The 20,600-nt window shown below is 68.9% G+C and carries 17 protein-coding genes; 12 read left to right on the top strand and 5 right to left on the bottom strand.

Annotated features, from left to right (window positions below; genetic code table 11):
- Nucleotides 1–110 precede the first annotated feature (110 nt).
- Complete coding sequence (locus LWH48_RS01425) at nucleotides 111–806, top strand: glycine zipper 2TM domain-containing protein (RefSeq protein WP_232911000.1); 696 nt, start codon at nucleotides 111–113, stop codon at nucleotides 804–806.
- A gap of 78 nt (nucleotides 807–884) precedes the next feature.
- Here the strand turns inward: LWH48_RS01425 and LWH48_RS01420 are convergent, their stop codons facing one another.
- The gene (locus LWH48_RS01420) at nucleotides 885–2,261 is read right to left on the bottom strand and encodes a glutamine synthetase family protein (protein WP_232910999.1); all 1,377 of its coding nucleotides are present in this window, start codon (nucleotides 2,259–2,261) and stop codon (nucleotides 885–887) included.
- A 241-nt stretch (nucleotides 2,262–2,502) separates the two neighbouring features.
- Between LWH48_RS01420 and LWH48_RS01415 the strand changes: the two genes are divergently transcribed.
- The 4 genes from LWH48_RS01415 to LWH48_RS01400 all read left to right on the top strand — a co-directional run bounded on the left by LWH48_RS01415 (nucleotide 2,503) and on the right by LWH48_RS01400 (nucleotide 6,519).
- Nucleotides 2,503–3,282: a gamma-glutamyl-gamma-aminobutyrate hydrolase family protein gene (locus tag LWH48_RS01415; RefSeq protein WP_232910998.1), complete on the top strand. Its 780-nt coding sequence runs from the start codon at nucleotides 2,503–2,505 to the stop codon at nucleotides 3,280–3,282.
- Nucleotides 3,269–4,675: an aspartate aminotransferase family protein gene (locus tag LWH48_RS01410; protein WP_232910997.1), complete on the top strand. Its 1,407-nt coding sequence runs from the start codon at nucleotides 3,269–3,271 to the stop codon at nucleotides 4,673–4,675. Before LWH48_RS01415 ends, LWH48_RS01410 begins: the two co-directional genes overlap by 14 nt.
- A complete protein-coding gene (locus LWH48_RS01405; RefSeq protein ID WP_232910996.1) occupies nucleotides 4,672–6,204 on the top strand; it encodes an aldehyde dehydrogenase in 1,533 nt (510 codons plus the stop codon). The genes LWH48_RS01410 and LWH48_RS01405 overlap by 4 nt, the downstream gene beginning before the upstream one ends.
- Before the next feature lie 144 nt (nucleotides 6,205–6,348).
- Nucleotides 6,349–6,519 (top strand): DUF6435 family protein, encoded by a 171-nt coding sequence (locus LWH48_RS01400; protein ID WP_161432421.1) that lies wholly within the window; start codon nucleotides 6,349–6,351, stop codon nucleotides 6,517–6,519.
- A gap of 9 nt (nucleotides 6,520–6,528) precedes the next feature.
- On the opposite strand, the gene LWH48_RS01395 is transcribed toward LWH48_RS01400, so the two are convergent.
- The 4 genes from LWH48_RS01395 to gatC are packed head-to-tail and all read right to left on the bottom strand — an operon-like array spanning nucleotide 6,529 to nucleotide 10,363.
- Complete coding sequence (locus LWH48_RS01395; protein ID WP_161432420.1) at nucleotides 6,529–7,080, bottom strand: cupin domain-containing protein; 552 nt, start codon at nucleotides 7,078–7,080, stop codon at nucleotides 6,529–6,531.
- A gap of 39 nt (nucleotides 7,081–7,119) precedes the next feature.
- Nucleotides 7,120–8,589, bottom strand: a complete 1,470-nt coding sequence (gatB, locus tag LWH48_RS01390) for an Asp-tRNA(Asn)/Glu-tRNA(Gln) amidotransferase subunit GatB (protein ID WP_232910995.1) — start codon at nucleotides 8,587–8,589, stop codon at nucleotides 7,120–7,122.
- Nucleotides 8,589–10,049, bottom strand: a complete 1,461-nt coding sequence (gene gatA / locus LWH48_RS01385) for an Asp-tRNA(Asn)/Glu-tRNA(Gln) amidotransferase subunit GatA (protein WP_232910994.1) — start codon at nucleotides 10,047–10,049, stop codon at nucleotides 8,589–8,591. Before gatA ends, gatB begins: the two co-directional genes overlap by 1 nt.
- A gap of 26 nt (nucleotides 10,050–10,075) precedes the next feature.
- Complete coding sequence (gatC, locus tag LWH48_RS01380; RefSeq protein WP_161432417.1) at nucleotides 10,076–10,363, bottom strand: Asp-tRNA(Asn)/Glu-tRNA(Gln) amidotransferase subunit GatC; 288 nt, start codon at nucleotides 10,361–10,363, stop codon at nucleotides 10,076–10,078.
- Between the two features lie 172 nt (nucleotides 10,364–10,535).
- Between gatC and LWH48_RS01375 the strand changes: the two genes are divergently transcribed.
- From LWH48_RS01375 to tldD, 7 genes are all read left to right on the top strand, one after another.
- Nucleotides 10,536–11,573 carry a rod shape-determining protein gene (locus LWH48_RS01375; protein ID WP_023005904.1) on the top strand — a complete coding sequence of 346 codons (1,038 nt, stop codon included), beginning with the start codon at nucleotides 10,536–10,538 and terminating at the stop codon, nucleotides 11,571–11,573.
- A 58-nt stretch (nucleotides 11,574–11,631) separates the two neighbouring features.
- A complete protein-coding gene (mreC, locus tag LWH48_RS01370) occupies nucleotides 11,632–12,537 on the top strand; it encodes a rod shape-determining protein MreC (protein ID WP_232911028.1) in 906 nt (301 codons plus the stop codon).
- The gene (mreD, locus tag LWH48_RS01365) at nucleotides 12,537–13,031 is read left to right on the top strand and encodes a rod shape-determining protein MreD (protein ID WP_161432416.1); all 495 of its coding nucleotides are present in this window, start codon (nucleotides 12,537–12,539) and stop codon (nucleotides 13,029–13,031) included. The genes mreC and mreD overlap by 1 nt, the downstream gene beginning before the upstream one ends.
- Before the next feature lie 13 nt (nucleotides 13,032–13,044).
- Nucleotides 13,045–13,641: a Maf family protein gene (locus LWH48_RS01360; protein WP_232910993.1), complete on the top strand. Its 597-nt coding sequence runs from the start codon at nucleotides 13,045–13,047 to the stop codon at nucleotides 13,639–13,641.
- 80 nt (nucleotides 13,642–13,721) lie between these two features.
- The gene (rng, locus tag LWH48_RS01355) at nucleotides 13,722–15,185 is read left to right on the top strand and encodes a ribonuclease G (RefSeq protein ID WP_161432414.1); all 1,464 of its coding nucleotides are present in this window, start codon (nucleotides 13,722–13,724) and stop codon (nucleotides 15,183–15,185) included.
- 4 nt (nucleotides 15,186–15,189) lie between these two features.
- Complete coding sequence (locus LWH48_RS01350) at nucleotides 15,190–19,023, top strand: YhdP family phospholipid transporter (RefSeq protein ID WP_232910992.1); 3,834 nt, start codon at nucleotides 15,190–15,192, stop codon at nucleotides 19,021–19,023.
- Nucleotides 19,020–20,474, top strand: a complete 1,455-nt coding sequence (gene tldD / locus LWH48_RS01345; RefSeq protein ID WP_232910991.1) for a metalloprotease TldD — start codon at nucleotides 19,020–19,022, stop codon at nucleotides 20,472–20,474. The genes LWH48_RS01350 and tldD overlap by 4 nt, the downstream gene beginning before the upstream one ends.
- Nucleotides 20,475–20,600: the final 126 nt, after the last annotated feature.

The following is a 20,600-nucleotide window of genomic DNA, read 5'->3' as shown; positions in this document are numbered from 1 at the left end:
GCGCCGGATTGCGCTGCCCCTCTCATCGCCCCAAGCCGTCATGGTCACTCACGCCTGGAGCCCGATGGTGTTTCAGCGAGTGGTGTTCCACTCTCTTCAGGAGGTGACAGATGAGCAAGTCGATAGTCGTCGGTGCGACGCTGGCAGTGCTGGGCCTGGGTGGACTGGCCTTCGGTGCCTGGCAGGTCCAGCAGCCACGCGGGCCGGAGTACGCCGAGATCCTGGCCGTGCAGCTCGTGACCCGAACCGTGGAACGGCCCCGCGAGGTCTGCGAGGACGTTGAGCGGGTCGTGAGCGAGGAGGTGCCGGTCGAGGTGCCGGTTCAGGTACCAGTGGAGGCGCCGGCCCCGAGCGGCCCGGCGGCCAGCCGGGATCCTCACCGTATCGTCGGTGGTGCTGCCGGTGCCGTCGTCGGTGGCCTGCTGGGCAACCAGATCGGTGGTGGCAGCGGCAAGAAGCTCGCCACCGTGGCCGGTGCCATCGGCGGTGCCCTGGCCGGGCGGGAGGTGCAGGAGCGTGTCGAGGCCCGCCAGCATGCCCAGGCACAGCCGCAGGTCCAGTACGAGACCCGTTACGAGACGCGCTACGAGACCCGCGAGCGAGTGGTGACCGAGGAGCAGTGCCGCACGGTCATGGAGGAACATGAGGAGACTCAGGGCTATGACGTCACCTACCGCCTCGACGGAGAGGAACAGTCGCGACGCCTCGATACCGCTCCCCAGGCCGAGCGCCTGCCGGTAATTGACGGCGAGGTACAGTGGCAGGCCGAGCCCGAGGTTCGGGAGGGCGAGTCCACCGAGGTGTGAGCCTGTGGTGTTCGCGCCCTGAAGCCTGTCGGATGTGACCGGCCCTCGCCGTGAGGCAGCCTGGAGTCCGGCAGGCGCCTAGACCTGGCGCAGGTACCAGTCGGTCTCCAGGCGGCTGACATGCTGCATGGCGAGATCGCGTTCGGCACGTCGATTGGCTAGGAAGACCGTCAGGAAGTCGTCTCCCAGGGCCGCGCGGAGCGGCTCGCTTGCCTCCAGCAGGTCGAGCGCCTGACACCAGCTGTTGGTCAGGCTCGGCTCGACCTGGGCATAGGCGTTGCCGGTGATCGGCGGCGGCGGGGTCAGCTCCCTGGAGAGGCCGTAGTCGATGCCCGCCAGCAGGGCCGTCAGCAGCAGGTAGGGGTTGGCATCGGCGCCGGCCACCCGGTGTTCGAGCCGCCGAGCGGCGTTGGGTCCCGAGGGGATGCGCACCGCCACCGAGCGATTGTCGAAGCCCCAGGTGGGCGCCATGGGCACGTAGAGTCCCGGCTGGAAGCGGCGGAAGGAGTTGAGGTTGGGGGCGAACAGCGCCACGCTGGCCGGCATCAGCGTCAGCAGGCCGGCCGCCGCGTGATGCAGGTCGGGAGTGCCCAGGGGGTCACCGTCGGTGGCGGCGAAGACGTTGTCGCCGTCCTCGTTCAGCAGGCTGATATGCACGTGGGTGCCGTTGCCCGCCTCGAGGCCGTAGGGCTTGGCCATGAAGGTGGCCTCGAAGCCATGGTTCTGCGCCACTCCCTTGATCAGTCGCTTGAGCAGTACCGCCGCGTCGCAGGCGGCCAGCACGTCCGCGCCGTGCTTCAGGGTGATCTCGAATTGCCCCGGGGCACACTCCTTGAGCATGGTATCCAGCGGCAGCCCCTGGATGTCGGCCGCGCTCTGCACCTCACCGAGGAAGTCCGCATACTCGTCGAGCTCGCTGACCGAATAGAGCTGGCTCTGGCTGGCGCGCTCGCCGGTCGCCGGTGAGCAGGGCGGCTGGATCGTGCCGCTGGCGTCGCGCTGGCGGTCCACCAGATAGAACTCCATCTCCACGGCGACCACCGGGGTCAGGCCACGCGCCGTGAGGCGCTCGAGTTGCCGGCCGAGCAGCTGGCGCGGCTCGGCGAAGAAGCCGCTGCCGTCGGGCTCCTGCATATGCATCAGCAACTGGGCCTGGCGGCCCTGGCGTCGCCAGGGGGTGGGCATCAGCGTGCCGGGAAGCGGCCGGCACACTCGATCGGCGTCGCCGCTGTCGAGGCCCAGACCGGTCTCCTCGATGGTATTGCCGAGGATATCCAGGGCGTAGACCGAGGCGGGCAGGTTGATACCCTGGGTATAGGCCTTCTCCAGATTCTCTGGAGAGACCCGCTTGCCGCGCAGCACGCCGTTGAGATCGCTGATCAGCAGGTCGATGGCGTCGATCTCGGGGTGCTGAGCGAGGAAGTCCCGGGCCTCGGAGGCGACGTGTGGCGACATGATGGCAGAGTCCCTTGTTTGGCTTGGCTTGGTGCTATCTTTGTGGTGGCACCTGGGTGTTGTCAAATACTTTACGTTATGCGCGGCCCGTAGATAGCGGTATCGGTATCCTCTGGTCGCTGCTTCCTCATGGTTTCCCATCGTATCCTGAGGCCTTTCGGCTCCCGCTTGGCATCCGTCCCGGGACAGGCTATGTTGAACAAAGCATAACATCGAGATTCATTGACGAGAGGAGAGCGCAATGTCGTCCCGACCCCTGGTGGGCGTGATTGCCTGCCGCCGCGAGGTGGAGGGCCATCCGGCGCATATGGTCACCGACAAGTATCTTGCCGCCCTGCGCGAGTACGGCCTGGCGCCGGTGATCCTGCCGGTGTGGGAGGACGCCGTGTCCGGCGACCTGCCGGCCCATCTGGATGGCCTGCTGCTCACCGGCAGCTATACCAACGTCGAGCCGGGCCGTTACGGGGCCGAGCGGGAGCCGGAGAATACCCGGGATGATCTCCACCGCGATGCCGCAGCCCTGGCCTGGATTCCCGCCGCACTGGATCTCGGCCTGCCGCTGCTGGGCATCTGTCGCGGCTTCCAGGAGCTCAATGTGGCCTTCGGCGGGACCCTGCATCAGGCGGTGCAGCGGGTGCCGGGCATGCTCGACCACCGTGAGCCCGCGGGAGAGAAGGCGGAGCAGTTCGCCCCGAGCCATGACCTTGCCATCGTGCCTGGCGGCCGGCTGGCTGCCCTCTATCCCGAACCCCACGCCCAGGTGAACTCCCTGCACCAGCAGGGCGTCGCCACCCTGGGGCCGGGCCTGGTCGCCGAGGCCCACACCCCGGACGGTCTGGTCGAGGCGATCTCGGTGGGCGATGCCCCGGGCTTCGCCCTGGCCGTGCAGTGGCACCCCGAGTGGCACCCCACCGAGCATCCGCTCTATGACGCCCTGTTTCGTGGCTTCGCCGAGGCGTGCCACTCCCGTCGGGCCGCCCGAATTCCCCAGCCTGGAGTCGTCGACCATGCAGACCTCTGACTACCAGCGGCTCGACCGCGCCCACCACCTGCACCCCTTCACCGACTTCAAGTCTCTGGGTGAGGAGGGCAGCCGCATCATCGAGCGTGGCGAGGGGGTCTATATCATCGACTCCGAGGGCAACCGCATCCTCGACGGCATGGCGGGGCTGTGGTGTGTGAACCTCGGCTACGGCCGCGAGGAGCTGGTGGAGGCCGCCACCGCCCAGATGCGCCAGCTCCCTTATTACAACAACTTCTTCAAGACCACCCATCCGCCGGCGGTCAAGCTCGCCGAGACGCTATGCCGGCTGGCGCCGCCGCATATCAACCGCGTCTTCTTCACCGGCTCCGGCTCCGAAGCCAACGACACCGTGCTGCGCATGGTGCGCCGCTACTGGGCCCTGAAGGGGCAGCCCGAAAAACAGTGGGTTATCGGCCGCGAGAATGCCTACCACGGCTCCACCGTTGCCGGGCTGAGCCTCGGTGGCATGGCGCCCATGCACGAGCAGGGTGGCCCCCTGGTACCGAAGATCGCCCATGTACGCCAGCCCTATTGGTTTGGAGAAGGGCGGTTTGGAGAGGGGCGTTCCGAGGGCCAGGACCCCGAAGCCTTCGGGCGCGAGTGTGCCGCGGCCCTGGAGGCGAAGATCCTCGAGCTCGGCGAGGAGAACGTCGCGGCCTTCATCGCCGAGCCGGTGCAGGGCGCCGGCGGCGCCATCATCCCCCCGGCGAGCTACTGGCCGGCGGTCAAGGAGGTGCTGGCGAAGTACGACATCCTGCTGGTGGCCGACGAGGTGATCTGCGGTTTCGGCCGGCTGGGCGAGTGGTTCGGCAGCGTCCACTACGGGCTCGAGCCCGACCTGATGCCCATCGCCAAGGGGCTCTCCTCCGGCTACCTGCCCATCGGCGGCGTGCTGGTGGGCGACCGAGTCGCCGACACCCTCATCGAGGAGGGCGGTGAGTTCTTCCACGGCTTCACCTACTCCGGCCACCCCACCTGTGCCGCCGTGGCGCAGAGGAACCTCGAGCTGATGGAGGCGGAGGGCGTGGTCGAGCGGGTGCGCGACGACCTCGGCCCCTACCTGGCGCAGCGCTGGCAGGCACTCGCCAAGCATCCGCTGGTGGGCGAGGCGCGCTCGCTGGGCCTGATCGGCGCCCTGGAGCTGATCGACCCCGCCACCGGCGAGCGCTTCGACAAGGCGCTTGCGGTGGGCAACCTGTGCCGCGACCTCTGCTTCGCCTCGGGACTGGTGATGCGCTCGGTGGGCGATACCATGATCATCTCGCCGCCGCTGGTGATCACCCACGCCGAGATCGACGAACTCGTCGACAAGGCGCGCGCCGCCCTGGATGCTACCCTGGCTCGACTGGCCGACACCACCACCGATCAGCAAGAGGAGACCTCCGCATGAGTCGCCCCGAGATGCCCAAGACCCTGGCCGAGTGGCAGCAACTCGCCGCCGACCTGACCGCCGCCCTCAAGTCCGATAGCGGGCTCGAGACCCGCGCCTTCATCAATGACGTCTTCGTCGCTGCCGCCAGCGGCGAGACCTTCGAGAGCGTCAATCCGGCCACCGGCGAGGTGCTGGCTCGGGTGGCGAGCTGCGATACCGCCGACGCCGACGTGGCGGTGAGCCACGCCCGCGCCGCCTTCGATGGCGGTGACTGGTCACGCCTCGCCCCGGGCAGGCGCAAGAAGACGCTGCTGCGCCTGGCCGACCTGATGGAGGCCAACAAGGCCGAGCTCGCCCTGCTCGATACCCTGGACATGGGCAAGCCGATCGCAAGCTCGCTCGGCGACATGAGTGGCGCCATCGCCTGCTTCCGCTACCAGGCGGAGTGCATCGACAAGCTCTACGGCGAGGTGGCCCCCACCGGCGAGGAGGCCCTGGCGCTGGTGCTGCGCGAGCCGCTGGGCGTGGTGGCCTCCATCGTGCCCTGGAACTTCCCGCTGATGATGACCGCGTGGAAGGTGGCCCCGGCGCTTGCCGCCGGCAACAGCGTGATCCTCAAGCCCTCGGAGAAGTCGCCGCTCTCGGCGCTGCGCCTGGCCCAACTGGCCCGGGAGGCGGGCCTGCCGCGGGGCGTCTTCCAGGTGCTGCCGGGCTTCGGCCATACCGTGGGCAAGGCGCTAGCGCTCTCCATGGAGGTGGACTGCCTCGCCTTCACCGGCTCCACCGGGGTGGGCAAGCTGCTGATGCAGTACGCCGGCGAGTCCAACCTCAAGCGCCTCTACCTGGAGTGCGGCGGCAAGAGCCCGAATATCGTCTTCGCCGACTGCAAGAACCTGGATCGGGTGGCCAAGCATGCCGCTGCGGCGATCTTCCATAACCAGGGCGAGGTGTGCATCGCCGGCTCCCGGCTGCTGGTGGAGAACAGCATTCGCGAGGCCTTCATCGACAAGGTGGTGGCCGCGGCCGAGACCATGCAGCCCGGTGACCCGCTCGATCCGGAGAGCTTCATGGGCGCAATGGTCGACGAGACCCAGTACCGCCGGGTGCTGGAGTTCATCCGCCGTGGCCAGGAGGAGGGTGCCCGACTGCGTGCCGGTGGTGAGGCCACCGTGGTCGATGGCAAGGGGTTCTTCATCCCGCCCACGGTGTTCGATGGCGTCACCCCCGAGATGGCCATCGGCCGCGAGGAGATCTTCGGTCCGGTGCTTTCGGTGTTCGGCTTCGACAGCGAGGAGGAGGCGGTGCGCCTGGCGAACGACAGCGTCTACGGCCTGGCGGCAGGCCTGTGGAGCCAGGACATCGACCGCATCATGCGGGTGACCCGGCGGTTGCAGTCGGGCCAGGTGTTCGTCAACAACTGGGCCGGCGGCGACCAGACCATGCCCTTCGGTGGGGTCAAGCAGTCCGGCAACGGCCGCGACAAGTCCCACCACTCCCTGGAGGAGTACTCTGACCTCAAGAGCGTATGGATGTCGCTGGCCAACTGAGCCGCGTGATCCTCCGCAACACGACGAGGCCGGCGCCATGGCGCCGGCCTCATTGTATTGAAGTGAATCATTCGTACAACTCTTGTATCGATTTATCCTGCCGAAAGGGGTAGGCTGTGGGAACACCCCCAGAGGAGATGCCCCATGTTCGGACTCTTCAAGACGGACCCGACCAGGAAGCTGCAGAAGGCCTACGAGCAGAAGCTCGAGCAGGCGATGCACGCCGCTCGCAACGGCGACATGCGCGCCAACGCCTCCCTCACCGAGGAGGCGGAGGCGCTGCGCGAGGAGATCGACAAGCTCAAGAAGGGCTGATCCCGGGCCTCAGAAGGCCCGGGCGGGGGTCGCACAGCTCACCAGGCGGCAGGGCTCGCCGCCCGGGTTGCGGAAGCGGTGGGGCACGTTGGTCTCGAAGTAGTAGGCCTCGCCGGCCTTCAGCATCCGCGACTCGGCGCCGATGGTGATCTCGATCTCTCCCTCCAGCACCACGCCGGCCTCCTCACCCTGGTGGGCGATCATCTCGCGGCCGGTGTCGGCGCCGGGGGGATAGGTCTCGATCATGAAGGCCAAGGCCCGGTCGCGACGATCGGCGCCCACCAGCTTGTAGATGACGTCGCCTGCGCCCACGTCGGCCAGGTCCTCGGCCGAATAGAAGACTCGGCGGCCGTTCTCCAGGTCCATGGTGAAGAAGTCACCGACGCTCATGGGTATGGCGTCGAGGATCTTCTTCAGGGAGCTCACCGAGGGGCTCACCTTGCCCTGCTCGATAAGCGACAGGCTGGAGTGTGTCACCCCGCAGCGCTTGGCCAGCTCACGCTGGGAGATACCGCGCAGGGTGCGCAGGGTGCGCAGCCGTGCGCCGACGTCATCGGCCATGTCGGACCTCCTCCTGGGCTCCGAGTGTCGTCCCCGTCGTCAGCACAGGGCGTCGAGCTTCTCTTTGAGCAGGCCGTTGACCTGCTGCGGGTTGGCGGTGCCGCGGGAGGCCTTCATTACCTGGCCGACGAAGTAGCCGATCATCTTGCCGCGCTTCTCCGGCTCGGCGTCGCGGTATTGGGCCACCTGGGCGGGGCTGTCCGCGATCACCTGGTCGATCATCGCCTCGATGGCGCCGCTGTCGGTGACCTGCTTGAGGCCCTTGGTCTCGATCACCTCGTCGGCGCTCTCGCCCTGGCCGTTCCACAGCGCCTGGAACACCTGCTTGGCGGCCTTGCCGTTGATGGTGTCGTCCATCACCCGGGCGATCAGTCCACCGAGCTGAGCGGCGGAGACGGGGCTGTCCTGGATCGCCAGGCCCTCACGGTTCAGGGCACCGGAGAGCTCGCCCTGCACCCAGTTGGCGGCCTGCTTGGCGTCGCCGCAGGCGTCCTTGACCGCCTCGAAGTACTCGGCCATCTCGCGGCTGGCCGCGAGCACACCGGCGTCGTAGGCGGAGAGCCCCAGCTCGTCCTGGAAGCGGGCGCGCTTCTCGTCGGGTAGTTCCGGCAGGATCTCGCGCAGGTGGTCCACGTAGGCGCCGTCGAGCACCACGGGCAGCAGGTCGGGGCAGGGGAAGTAGCGGTAGTCGTTGGCCTCCTCCTTGGTGCGCATGCTGCGGGTCTCGTCGCGCTCGGGATCATAGAGGCGCGTCTCCTGGACCACCTTGCCGCCGTCCTCGATCAGCTCGATCTGGCGCTCCACCTCGAACTCGATGGCGCGCTCCACGAAGCGGAAGGAGTTGACGTTCTTGATCTCGGCGCGGGTACCGAACTCCGCCTGGCCCACGGGGCGCACCGAGACGTTGACGTCGCAGCGCATCGAGCCCTCGGCCATGTTGCCGTCGCTGATGCCGAGATAGGTGACGATGGAGTGGATCGCCTTGAGGTAGGCGGCCGCCTCCTTCGCCGAGCGCATGTCCGGCTCGGAGACGATCTCCAGCAGCGGGGTGCCGGCACGGTTGAGGTCGATGCCGGTCATGGCGTGGCCCATGCCGTCAGAAAAGGATTCGTGGAGCGACTTGCCGGCGTCCTCCTCCAGGTGGGCGTGGTGCACCCGGATGCGCTTGGCCTCGCCCTGCTCCAGGGTGATCTCCACCTCGCCGGGGCCGACGATGGGGTGATACATCTGGCTGGTCTGGTAGCCCTTGGGCAGGTCGGGGTAGAAGTAGTTCTTGCGGTCGAACACCGAGACCTCGGGGATCTCGGCGTGGATCGCCAGGCCGAACTGCACCGCCATGGCCACCGTCTGCTCGTTGAGCACCGGCAGCACCCCGGGCAGGCCCAGATCCACGGCACAGGCCTGGGTGTTGGGCTCGGCGCCGAAGGCGGTGGGGGCGCCGGAGAAGATCTTGGACCGGGTGGCGAGCTGGACGTGGACCTCAAGGCCGATCACGGTTTCCCATTGCATCAGGCGCTCTCCTCGACAAGCTGGGGACGACGCAGGTGCCAGTCGGTGGCCTGCTGGAACTGGTGGGCGACGTTGAGCAGGCGCTGCTCGGCGAAGTGGGTGCCGAGTATCTGCAGCCCCACCGGGCGCTTGCCCACGAAGCCCGCCGGCACGCTGATGCCGGGGATGCCGGCCAGGTTGACGGCGATGGTGTAGATATCCTGCAGGTACATGGAGACCGGATCCTTCTGGGCGCCCAGGTCGAAGGCAGGGGTGGGAGAGGCCGGGCCCATCAGCACGTCGACCTCCTCGAAGGCATCGAGGAAGTCCTGGCGGATCAGGCGGCGCACCTGCTGTGCCTTCTTGTAGTAGGCGTCGAAGAAGCCCTCGGAGAGGGTGTGGGTGCCGATCAGGATGCGCCGCTTGACCTCCTCGCCGAAGCCCTCGGCGCGGGAGCGCTTGTAGAGGTCGATAAGGTCGCTGGGGTTCTCGCAGCGGTGGCCGAAGCGCACGCCGTCGTAGCGGGAGAGGTTCGACGAGGCCTCCGCCGGGGCGATGACGTAGTAGGCCGGGATCGCGTAGTGGGTGTGCGGCAGGCTGACCTCGCGCACCTTGGCGCCCAGCGACTCGTAGACCGCTACCGCCTCGCGCACCGCACGCTCCACCTCCGGGTCGAGGCCGTCGCCGAAGTACTCCCGGGGCAAGCCGATCTTGAGGCCCGCCAATGGCGCGTTGAGTTCCTCGCGGTAGTCGGGCACGCCGCGGGCCACGCAGGTGGAATCCCTGGGGTCGTGGCCGGCGATGGCGTTCAGCAGCAGGGCGCAGTCATCGGCGGTGCGCGCCATGGGGCCCGCCTGGTCGAGGCTCGAGGCGTAGGCGATGATGCCCCAGCGCGAGACCCGGCCGTAGGTGGGCTTGAGGCCGGTGATGCCGCAGAAGGCGGCCGGCTGGCGGATCGAGCCGCCGGTGTCGGTGCCCATGGCGGCGGGAGCCAGTCCCGCGGCCACCGCGGCGGCGCTGCCACCGGAGGAGCCGCCCGGCACGGCGCTGGTGTCCCAGGGGTTCTTCACCGCGCCGAAGGCGCTGTTCTCGTTGGAGGAGCCCATGGCGAACTCGTCCAGGTTGGCCTTGCCCAGGCTCACCGTGCCGGCGGCCTTGAGTCGCTCCACCACGCTGGCATCGTAGGGGGCGACGAAATTGGCCAGCATCTTCGAGCCGGCGGTGGTCAGCACGCCGTCGGTGCAGAACAGGTCCTTGATCGCCACCGGCAAGCCGGTCAGCGGCCCGGCCTCGCCGCGGGTACGCGCGGCATCGGCGGCGTCGGCCGCGGCCAGGGCTTGCTCCGGGGTGACGGTAATAAAGCTGTTGAGCTCACCGTCGTGGCGCTGGATACGCCCCAGCAGATGTTCGGTCAGCTCGCGGCTGGTGAACTCGCCGGCCGCCAGGCTGGCGGCGAGCTCGGTCAGTGTCTTGTCATGCATGGGCCGGAGGCTCCGTAGAAAGTGGCTCACTCGACGACGCGGGGTACCAGGTAGAGGCCCTGTTCCACCGCCGGGGCGCAGCGCTGGAAATGGTCGCGCCGGTCGCTCTCGGTGACCTCGTCGGCGCGCAGCCGCTGGGTGGCGTCCAGGGGGTGGGCCAGGGGGGCAACGCCCTCGGTGTCCAGTGCCTGGAGGCGGTCGACCATCTCGAGGATGCGGCCGAGGTCGTCCAGGTAGTGGACGGCGTCTTCGTCGGAGAGGCCGAGCCGGGCGAGATGCGCGGCCCTGAGCACATCAGCGTGTTCAAGCGCCATGAGTCGGGTGTCCTCGATGAGAAAATCAGGCCGCTGAAGGTACCATATTCGGCGTCGCTCGGGCAGGGCCTCGATGTGCCGCTGCCCGGGGGTTTCGCTTGCTGCTGAGGGGGTGCGGTGATACCGTTTGCCTCCGCACAGGGTTCCCGGACTGCACTAGGTAACGACTTCCATGTTCAAACGCTTGAGGGGGCTGTTCTCCAGCGATCTGTCGATCGATCTGGGCACGGCCAATACGCTGATCTACGTCCGCGGCCGAGGCATCGTGCTCGACGAACCATCGGTCGTGGCCATTCGCCAGTCCGGCAACATGCGCAGCGTGGCCGCCGTGGGCTCCGACGCCAAGCGCATGCTGGGCCGCACCCCTGGCAATATCACCGCCATCCGGCCGATGAAGGACGGTGTGATCGCCGACTTCACCGTCACCGAGCAGATGCTCCAGCACTTCATCCGCAAGGTCCATCAGAGCACCTTCCTCACTCCGAGTCCGCGGGTGCTGGTGTGCGTGCCCTGCATGTCGACCCAGGTGGAGCGCCGGGCCATCAAGGAGTCCGCCGAGGGCGCGGGTGCCCGTGAGGTGTTCCTGATCGAGGAGCCCATGGCGGCCGCCATCGGTGCCGGCCTGCCGGTGGAGGAGGCCCAGGGCTCCATGGTGGTGGATATCGGTGGCGGCACCAGCGAGATCGCCATCATCTCCCTGAACGGCATCGTCTACTCCGAGTCGATCCGCGTCGGCGGTGACCGCTTCGACGAGGCGATCATCGGCTATGTGCGGCGCCACTATGGCAGCCTGATCGGTGAGGCCACTGCCGAGCGCATCAAGGAGGAGATCGGCTGCGCCTACCCCGGCGGCGAGCTGCGCGAGATCGACGTGCGCGGCCGCAACCTGGCCGAGGGCATCCCTCGCAGCTTCACCCTCAACTCCCACGAGATCCTCGACGCCCTGCAGGAGACCCTGGCCTCCATCGTCGCCGCGGTGAAGAACGCCCTGGAGCAGTCGCCCCCGGAACTCGCCTCCGATATCGCCGAGCGTGGCCTGGTGCTGACCGGCGGGGGTGCGCTGCTGCGCGACCTGGACAAGCTGATCGCCGAGGAGACCGGCCTGCCGGTGATCGTCGCCGAGGATCCGCTGACCTGCGTGGCGCGCGGCGGCGGCAAGGCCCTCGAGATGATCGACCAGCACACCTTCGAGCTGCTGTCCAGCGACTGACCCGGGGAGACGCGTCATCAAGCCGCTGTTCTCGCATGGCCCGCTGCCTGTCTATCGCCTGCTGGTCTGCGCGATCGTCGCGGTCGGACTGATGGTCGCCGACCTGCGGTTGACCCGCATGGAGGAGGTGCGCGCCCAGCTCTCCACGGTGGTGGCGCCCGTCCAGTGGGTGGTCAGCCTGCCCAGCAGCGTGCTGAGCTGGGCGACGCTGGCGCTCTCCGACCAGCGCGCCCTGGTCGATGAGAACGGTCGACTGCGTGAGCAGATCCTGACCCTCTCTCACCGCGTCCAGCGCATGGCGGATCTCACCGCCGAGAACGTGCGCCTGCGCGAGCTGCTCTCCGCCGCTCGCCAGCACGACATGCCCTTCATCACCGCCGAGCTGCTCTCCCTGGACCCCGATCCCTTCGCCCACCAGATGGTTCTGGACCGCGGTCGTCGCGATGGGGTGCAGGTGGGGCAGCCGGTGATGGATGCCGCCGGCCTGGTCGGGCAGGTGACCTCGGTCTCGGCCTACTCGAGCCGGGTGCTGATGGTGGCCGATGCCAGCCATGCGCTGCCGGTACGGGTCAATCGCAATGGCCTGCGCTTCATTCTTCAGGGCGGTGGGCGCTACGACCGCCTCAGCGTGCTGCATGTCCCCGATACCGCCGATATCCGTGTGGGCGACCTGCTGGTGACCTCGGGCCTGGCACGACGCTTCCCCCCCGGTTACCCGGTGGCCCGGGTCAGTGAGGTGGTGCACGACCCTGGCGAGCCGTTCGCCCGGGTCAGTGCTGCGCCGGTGGCCCAGCTGCAGCGCTCGCGCCACTTCCTGCTGCTCTTCCCGCCCAGCCAGCTGCGCTTCGATGATCCCGGGTGGGACGGCGACATCGAGGCGATGGCCATCGAGGCAGCCCGGGCGGTGGTCGGCAACGCTGCACGGGCGCCCGCCCCCGAGGACGACGACGAGGAGGATCGCTGATGGCCGCCCCCTCCGCCGCCAACCTGGCCCTGCCCTGGATCTGGTGCTCCCTGTTGCTGGCGCTGTGCCTGCAGGTGATGCCGCTGGCCGAAGGCTGGCAGATCTGGCGGCCCGACTGGCTGGGGCTGATGCTGGTCTACTGGTGCATGAAGACTCCCTATCGGGTGGGCGTCTTCCACGCCTTCGTGCTGGGCATCCTGCTCGACCTGATCGAGGGGGCGGTGCTCGGCCAGAACGCCCTGCTGCTGTCGCTGCTGGCCTTCCTGTGCGCCCTGGTCTATCCGCGCTTTCGTGCCTACTCGCTGGTCCAGCAGGCCCTGATGGTGCTGGTGCTGCTGGGCAGCGTGCAGCTCCTGGAACAGTGGTTGCGCACCCTGCTCGGCCCCTTCGCCATCCACCTCTCCTTCCTGACGCCGTCGCTGATCGGTGCGCTGCTCTGGCCCTGGTTCGCCACCCTCTTCAATGCCCTGGGGCGGCGCCTGGCCGGCGATTGACCGGAGCCTGTCAATGTCCGCTACCCCCTCTCCCTTGCTCTGCCTGGCCTCCGCTTCGCCGCGGCGTCGCGAACTGCTGGCCTCCATCGGCGTGCCGTTGACGGCTTGTCCGGTGGATATCGACGAGACTCCTCTCCCCGGCGAGTCCGCCGAGGCGTATGTGACGCGCCTGGCCCGGGAGAAGGCGCTGGCCGGTACGCGCCTCTCTTCGCTGCCGACCCTGGGCTCCGATACGGCAGTCGTCCTCGATGGCGCGATCCTCGGCAAGCCCGAGGGGCCGGCGCATGCGGCCGCCATGCTGCGCTCGCTCGCCGGGCGCGAGCACCGGGTGCTCACCGCGGTGGCGGTCACCGGCCCCGCCGGCCTGCTCGACGCCTGCGTGGCCACCACGGTGACGATGCGCGAGATCTCGGATGACGAGATCGCCGCCTACTGGGCCAGCGGCGAGCCCGCCGACAAGGCGGGAGGCTATGCCATCCAGGGACGGGCGGCGGTGTTCGTCGAGCATATTGCCGGCAGCCACTCTGCGGTGGTGGGTCTGCCGCTGTTCGAGACCGCCGCGTTGTTGCGCCGCCAGGGGGTGGCGCTGTGGGATGGCGCCCTCGGCTGAGGCCGCGGCCCATCTCTGCGCCTTGGGGGCGGGTCTCTATGTCATAATGGCCGCAAAGCAATCTGGACAAGGATTTCCGCATGAGCGGCGAAGTACTGATCAACCTGACGCCGATGGAGACCCGCGTCGCTGTGGTGGAAAACGGCGTGCTCCAGGAAGCCTTCATCGAGCGCAGCCGGCGACGCGGCATCGTCGGCAATATCTACAAGGGCCGGGTGGTGAGGGTACTGCCCGGCATGCAGGCGGCGTTCGTCGACATCGGCCTCGACCGTGCCGCCTTTATCCATGCCCACGAGGTGATGCCCCCCGGCACCCCGGCCGAGGAGCAGCTCTCCATCGGCCACCTGCTCCACGAGGGCCAGGCGCTGGTGGTGCAGGTCACCAAGGACCCCATCGGCTCCAAGGGGGCGCGGCTCACCACCCATCTGTCGGTGCCGTCGCGTTACCTGGTCTACATGCCTGACGCTCCCCATCACGGCGTCTCCCAGCGTATCGAGGACGAACGCGAGCGTGAGCGCCTGCGCGGCCTGATCGAGGAGGCCCAGGCCCAGCAGAGCCTGGAGGTGGCCGGCGGCTTTATCGTGCGCACCGCCGCCGAGGGGGTGGGCGTCCAGGAGCTGGCCGCTGACATGCACTTCCTGTTGCGGCTGTGTCGCAAGGTGAGCGAGCGCAAGGTGACCTCTTCGGCGCCCAGCGTGATCTACGACGACCTGCCACTGTTCATGCGCATCCTGCGCGACGTGATGCGTGACGACATCGAGAAGGTGCGCATCGACTCCCGGGAGAACTACGTCAAGCTGATCGAGTTCGCCGAGGAGTTCATGCCCGACGCCGTGGAGCGCATCGAGCACTACGCCGGCGAGCGGCCGATCTTCGACCTCTACAGCGTCGAGGACGAGATTCACAAGGCGCTGGGCCGCAAGGTTCAGCTCAAGTCCGGTGGCTACCTGGTGATCGACCCCACCGAGGCGATGACCACCATCGACGTCAATACCGGCGGCTATGTGGGGCACCGCAACCTCGAGGAGACCATCTTCAAGACCAACCTCGAGGCCGCCACCGCCATCGCCCGCCAGCTGCGGCTGCGCAATCTCGGCGGCATCATCATCATCGACTTCATCGACATGGAGGATACCGAGCATCAGCGCCAGGTGCTGCGCATGCTCGAGAAGTCGCTGGAGCGCGATCACGCCAAGACCAAGTGCACCGGGGTCACCGAACTGGGCCTGGTGCAGCTGACCCGCAAGCGCACCCGGGAGAGCCTCGAGCAGACGCTCTGCGAGGCGTGCCCGACCTGTGCGGGCCGTGGCACTCTCAAGACCCCCGAGACGGTCTGCTACGAGATCTTCCGCGAGATCCTGCGCGAGGAGCGTGCCTACAGTGCCGAGACCTACATGGTACTGGCGGCGCAGGAGGTGGTGGACCGCCTGCTCGACGAGGAGTCGGCGGCGGTAGCCGACCTGGAGGAGTTCATCGGCAAGCCGATCCGCTTCCAGGTGGAGGCCCACTACTCCCAGGAGCAGTACGACATCGTGCTGATGTGAGCCCATGGCCATGACTCGCCCGGTGATTCGCTGGACCCTGACCCTGGTGGCCTTGCTGCTGGCGGGGGTGGCGCTGCTGGTGCTGCTGGCGCGCCTGGCGCTGGGGCTGGCCGATGGCCTGGTGCCGCGGCTGGAGGCGCTGCTCTCGGCGCGCTTCGCGGCGGAGGTGCGGATCGCCTCCCTGGAAGGGGGCCTGGCGTACCTCGACCCGCACCTCAGCCTGGATGATCTAAGCCTGAGCACCCGGGAGGGCGACAGGCCGCTGCTGGAGGTCCGGTCGGGCCACCTTCGCCTGGACAGCTGGCAGAGCCTGCGCGAAGGGCTGCCGGTGGTGGAGGATGCTCGCCTCGAGGGCGTGACGTTGCACCTCTACCAGACTCCCGACGGGGGCTGGCACTGGCCCGATCCCGCCGAGCTACCGCCCGAACTGCAGCCCGAGGGCGAGCTCGACCTGGAACGTATCGACTTCTGGGTCGGGGTCCTGCTGCGTCAGCGCGCCTGGGCCGAGCGGGTGAACGTGGTGCTGCATGGCCTTGAACGGCGGGTCGCCTTCGAGGCGCCGCGACTGCTGATGACCGGCGATGACCGACGCGCCCATCTCGAGGGGGAACTGCGCCTGGTGGGCGATCCGGATGTTGCCATGCAGGTGGCCCTGGAGGTGCTGCCGGGCCAGGCCGGATTTCGCGATTTCGGCGCCGCCCTGCAGGCCGAGTTGCGTCTCGACAGCCTGGTGGAGCTGGCCGCGGTGTTGGGTAACAGCCAGCCGCTGCGCCTCGACGAGGCGCGTGGCGAGGCGAGCCTGTGGGGACGCTGGCAAGGCGGCAGCCTGGCCGACGCCCGCCTGGCCCTGGACATCGAACGGCTGGCGGTCAGCCACCGGGACGCGGCGGGAGAGCGCCATGACCTGGAACTCGACAGCGTGACCGGGCGCGGCCAGTGGTTGAAGGGGGAGAGCGGCTGGCAGGCGTGGTTCCAGGGCGACGCCGAGAGCCCCGATGCCAGCGAACTCGATGTCCCCGCACCGCGCTGGGGCCCGGCCTTGCCCTATCGCTGGCACCTGAGCGGCGATGCCGACGGCTGGTGGCTCAACACCAGTGCCTTCGACCTGGGGTCGCTGGCCGCCTGGCGTGACCGGGTCCCGCTGCCCGAGGCCCTGTCGCGGGTGGTGGACAGCCTCGACCCGCGCGGGCGCGTGATGGGCTTCGGCCTGGGTTTTCAGGAGGGAGAGTGGCAGGCACGGGCCGCACTGCGCGGGGTGGAGGTCTCGCCCTGGCAGCAGGCGCCGGGCGGAGGGCCCTTCGACATGTGGGTGGAAGCCCGCGGGGGGAGCGGGCTGGTGCGCTTCGTCGGCGGCGACGCCGCCACGCTGCATTTTCCCGAGGTCTTTGCCGGCCCCATGGCGCTCGAGCACGCCTCGGGCGAGGTGCGCTGGGTCTATGATGGCCCGCGCAGCATGGTCAGCGGCCGCGACCTCGTGGTGGGCTGGAACGGCGCCGAGGTCAGCGGCGGCTTCGGCCTCTCCGTCGGCCGTGGTGCCCGGGGCGGCTTCGGCCTGACCCTGGCCCTCGAGGAGGTCGATGCCGTGGAAACACCGCTTATCGAGTGGCTGCCGGTGGGTATCCTCGGTGATGAACTGCACGACTGGCTCGCCGACGGCGTGGCGGGGCGGGTGCCCGAGGGTTCGCTGCGCCTGCATGTGCCGCTCTTCGGGGGCAGCGACGAGCGCGTCGCGGCGAGCTTCGGCCTCGACCTCGCCATTCGCGATGGTCGCCTGCCCATCGCCCCGGCCTGGCCGATGCTGGAGGGCATCGAGGGGCGGTTGCGCCTCAACGACGGCGTACTCGATGCCGAGGTGACCCACGCCGAGAGCCTCGGCGTGGAGGCGCACGACGGCCGGGTACGCCTGGCCGACGAACGCCTCGAGGTGGAGGGCCAGCTGGCCACCGAGGCGGCCGGGCTGCGTCGCTTCCTGCTGGCCATGCCGGTGGAAGGTATGCAGGCCCTGGATGCCTGGCAGGCCGAGGGGCGTGCCGAGGGCGCGCTCTCCCTGGCGCTGCCCCTGGCCGAGCCCGAGGGCCTCGAGCTGGATATCGTCACCGAGACCGCCTTCCCGCGCCTGGAGTATCGCCCCCTTGGCCTTGCTTTTCGCGACCTCGCGGGGCCGCTTGCCTGGCGCCAGCGTGGCGACGAGGGCGGTCTCGAGGGACGCATCGAGGGCCAGGCGCTGGGTGGGCAGGTGCAGGCCGATATCGATACCCTGCAGGGTGGTCTCGAGCTTGCCGGCACGGCCGAGACGAGAGCGCTGCTCGAGCTGGGCGGCGTCACCGCACTCGGCGAGCGGCTGTCGGGCCGTTTCGACTGGCGCGGACGGCTGGGCGTCGGCGAGAGCGTTTCCTTGCGCCTGGAGAGCACTCTCCAGGGGCTGGCCGCCGACCTGCCTGCCCCGCTGGGCAAGTCGGCAGGGGAGACGCGTCCGCTGCGGCTCGACATGGACCTGACCGAAGGGCGCCTGGAGGGGCGCCTGGGTGAGGCGCTGGCACTGCGCTGGCGGGCGCTGCCGGGTGGCGACAGCGGCCAGGGGCAGGTGTGGCTGGGCCGCCCGGCCTCCGGCAGCTGGCCAACGGGGGCGGGCTGGTGGGTCGACGCCTACCTGCCGAGGCTGTCACCCGCCGCCTGGGGCGAGTCGCTCTCCGGCCAGGTGGGCGCCGGCTCGGGAGCGGCAGGCGGTGCCCTGAATCTGCGCGAGGTGCGCCTGGCGAGTGACTGCCTGCATCACGATGACCGCTGTCTGGGTTCCTTCTACGCCACGGCACGCCCCCAATCCGGAGGCGGCTGGCGCCTGGCGCTGGATGGCAGCCTGCTGGAGGGAAATCTCGACTACCGGCCCCAACTCGCCGAGCCCCTGGATATCGGCCTGGCTCGGCTCTCCCTGGATGCGCTGATGCCGGGCAGTCGTGAAGTCGGCTCGCTGTTCGACGAGATCGCCACCCCACCCGAGCCGCAGCCACTGCCCGAGTGGGTGGCCGACCTCCCCGACGGACGCCTGCGCGTTGCCGACATCGAACGCGCCGGCCAGCGGCTGGGTCCCCTGACCGCCCGCTGGCAGGCCACACCCGAGCGACTCAGTATCGCTCCCCTGGGGCTGACCCTGGGCGAGGTCAGTGCCCGTGGTGAGCTGGTCTGGGAGACAGCCGGTGCCGGGGCCAGCCTGACCCGTGCGCGTCTCGACCTGGATGGGCGCGACCTCGGCACGGCGCTGGAGCGCCTTGGGCAGGAGGCGGTGATCCGCAGCCAGGAGACCCGGGTCAAGAGCCAGCTCGCCTGGCCGGGGGCCCCCTGGCAGTTTGCCCTGGAGCGCTCCCGGGGCAGCGTGGAGGCGGAGCTGCGTGACGGGCGTTTCGTCAACCTGGAGTCCACCCCGGCGCGCCTGGTGGGTCTGCTCAATATCGACAACCTGGTACGTCGCCTGCGTCTGGACTTCTCCGACGTGACCGGACAGGGGACCGCCTTCGATCGTGTCAGTGGCGCGGCGACCCTGTATGGTGGCAGTCTCGAGACACGGGGGCCGGTCGAGGTCGTGGGGCCCGCCACCCGCTTCTCTCTGGATGGCAGCGTCGAGCTGGCACGGCGGGAACTCGACATGCGGCTGGGGGTCACGCTACCCGTCAGCCGCAACCTGCCGCTGGCCGCGGTGATCGCCGGCGCCCCGGTAGTAGGTGGCGCCCTGTTCATTGCCGACCGCCTGTTCGGTGATGCCATCGACAGCGTGACCCGAATTCATTATCGCGTGCTCGGTCCCTGGACCGCGCCGCAGATCTCAGTGGAAAGCGCCGAATGACCCAAGCGAGACACGCACTGCTAGACGAAGCCGCCGGTATCCTGCTGGCTCCCGGCGGCCTCTCCCTGGATGACCTGGATGCCGGCCTCGGCCACGCCATGGGCCCGGGCATCGACTATGCCGACCTCTACTTCCAGCGCAGCTGGCATGAGGGATGGGTGCTGGAGGACGGCGAGGTCAAGGAGGCCAGCTACAATATCGACGGCGGGGTGGGCGTGCGCTCCCTGGCCGGCGAGAAGACCGGCTTCGCCTACTCCAACCAGATCACCGCCGACGCCCTGGGCGAGACCGGGCGCACCGCCGCGGGCATCGTGCGCAGCGGCAAGCGCCTGAGCCTGGGCGTTCCTGTCGCCGTCGCGCCCACGGCGCGCTATGCCGGGGTCGACCCGCTCTCCGGCCTCTCTGCCGAGGAGAAGGTCGCCATGCTCAAGGAGGCGGATCGCGTGGCCCGCGCCGCCGATCCCTCGGTCAGCCAGGTCAGTGCCTCACTCTCCGGGGTCCATGAGGTGGTGCTGGTGCGCGCCAGCGACGGCACCCTGGCGGCGGATATCCGCCCTCTGGTGCGCTTCAACGTCAGCGTGATCGCCGTGCGGGGCGGCCGTCGTGAGCGCGGCAGCGCCGGTGGCGGTGGCCGCTATCCCATGTCGCGCCTGCGCGACGAAGGCGTGGCCGAGCGCTACGCGAAGGAGGCGGTACGCCAGGCACTGGTCAACCTGGAGGCGGTCGACGCCCCGGCCGGCCAGCTGCCGGTGGTGCTGGCGCCGGGCTGGCCCGGCATCCTGCTCCACGAGGCGGTAGGTCACGGCCTGGAGGGCGACTTCAACCGCAAGGGCAGCTCGGCCTTCGCCGGACGCATGGGCCAGCGCGTCGCCGCGCCGGGGGTGACGGTGGTGGACGATGCCACCCTGGCCGACCGCCGCGGCTCGATGAGCGTCGACGATGAAGGCACTGCCGGTCAGCGCACACCGTTGATCGAGGATGGCATCCTGACCGGCTACATGCAGGACAAGCTCAATGCCCGGCTGATGGGCATGGCGCCCACCGGCAACGCCCGCCGCGAATCCTTCGCCCACCTGCCCATGCCGCGCATGACCAATACCGTCATGCTGGCCGGGCAGGACGACCCCGCCGATATCCTCAAGAGCGTCAGGCGTGGCCTCTATGCGGTGAGCTTTGGCGGCGGCCAGGTGGACATCACCTCGGGCAAGTTCGTGTTCTCGGCAAGCGAGGCCTACCTGATCGAGGATGGCCGGATCACCGCCCCGGTGAAGGGCGCCACGTTGATCGGCAACGGCCCCGAGGTGATGGGGCAGGTGTCGATGATCGGCCATGACATGGAGCTGGATAGAGGCATCGGCGTCTGCGGCAAGGAGGGTCAGGGCGTGCCCGTGGGCGTCGGACAGCCGACCCTCAAGATTGACGAGCTGACCGTGGGTGGTACGGCATCATGAACGAACGTGCCTGCGCTCGCCCATACGGCGTTGGCGCTCGGCTCGCCATGCTCATTTAGGGCCCCTAAACTCCGTTGGCTCGCCGAACGCCGCCTTGTCTGGCCTTCGCTCGGCGACGTTCCGCGA

Source organism: Halomonas sp. G15, from assembly GCF_021282295.1.
Taxonomy (GTDB): domain Bacteria; phylum Pseudomonadota; class Gammaproteobacteria; order Pseudomonadales; family Halomonadaceae; genus Halomonas; species Halomonas alimentaria.
The sequence above is the reverse complement of the archived record's forward strand: the minus strand, read 5'-3'. Positions and strand labels throughout refer to the sequence as shown.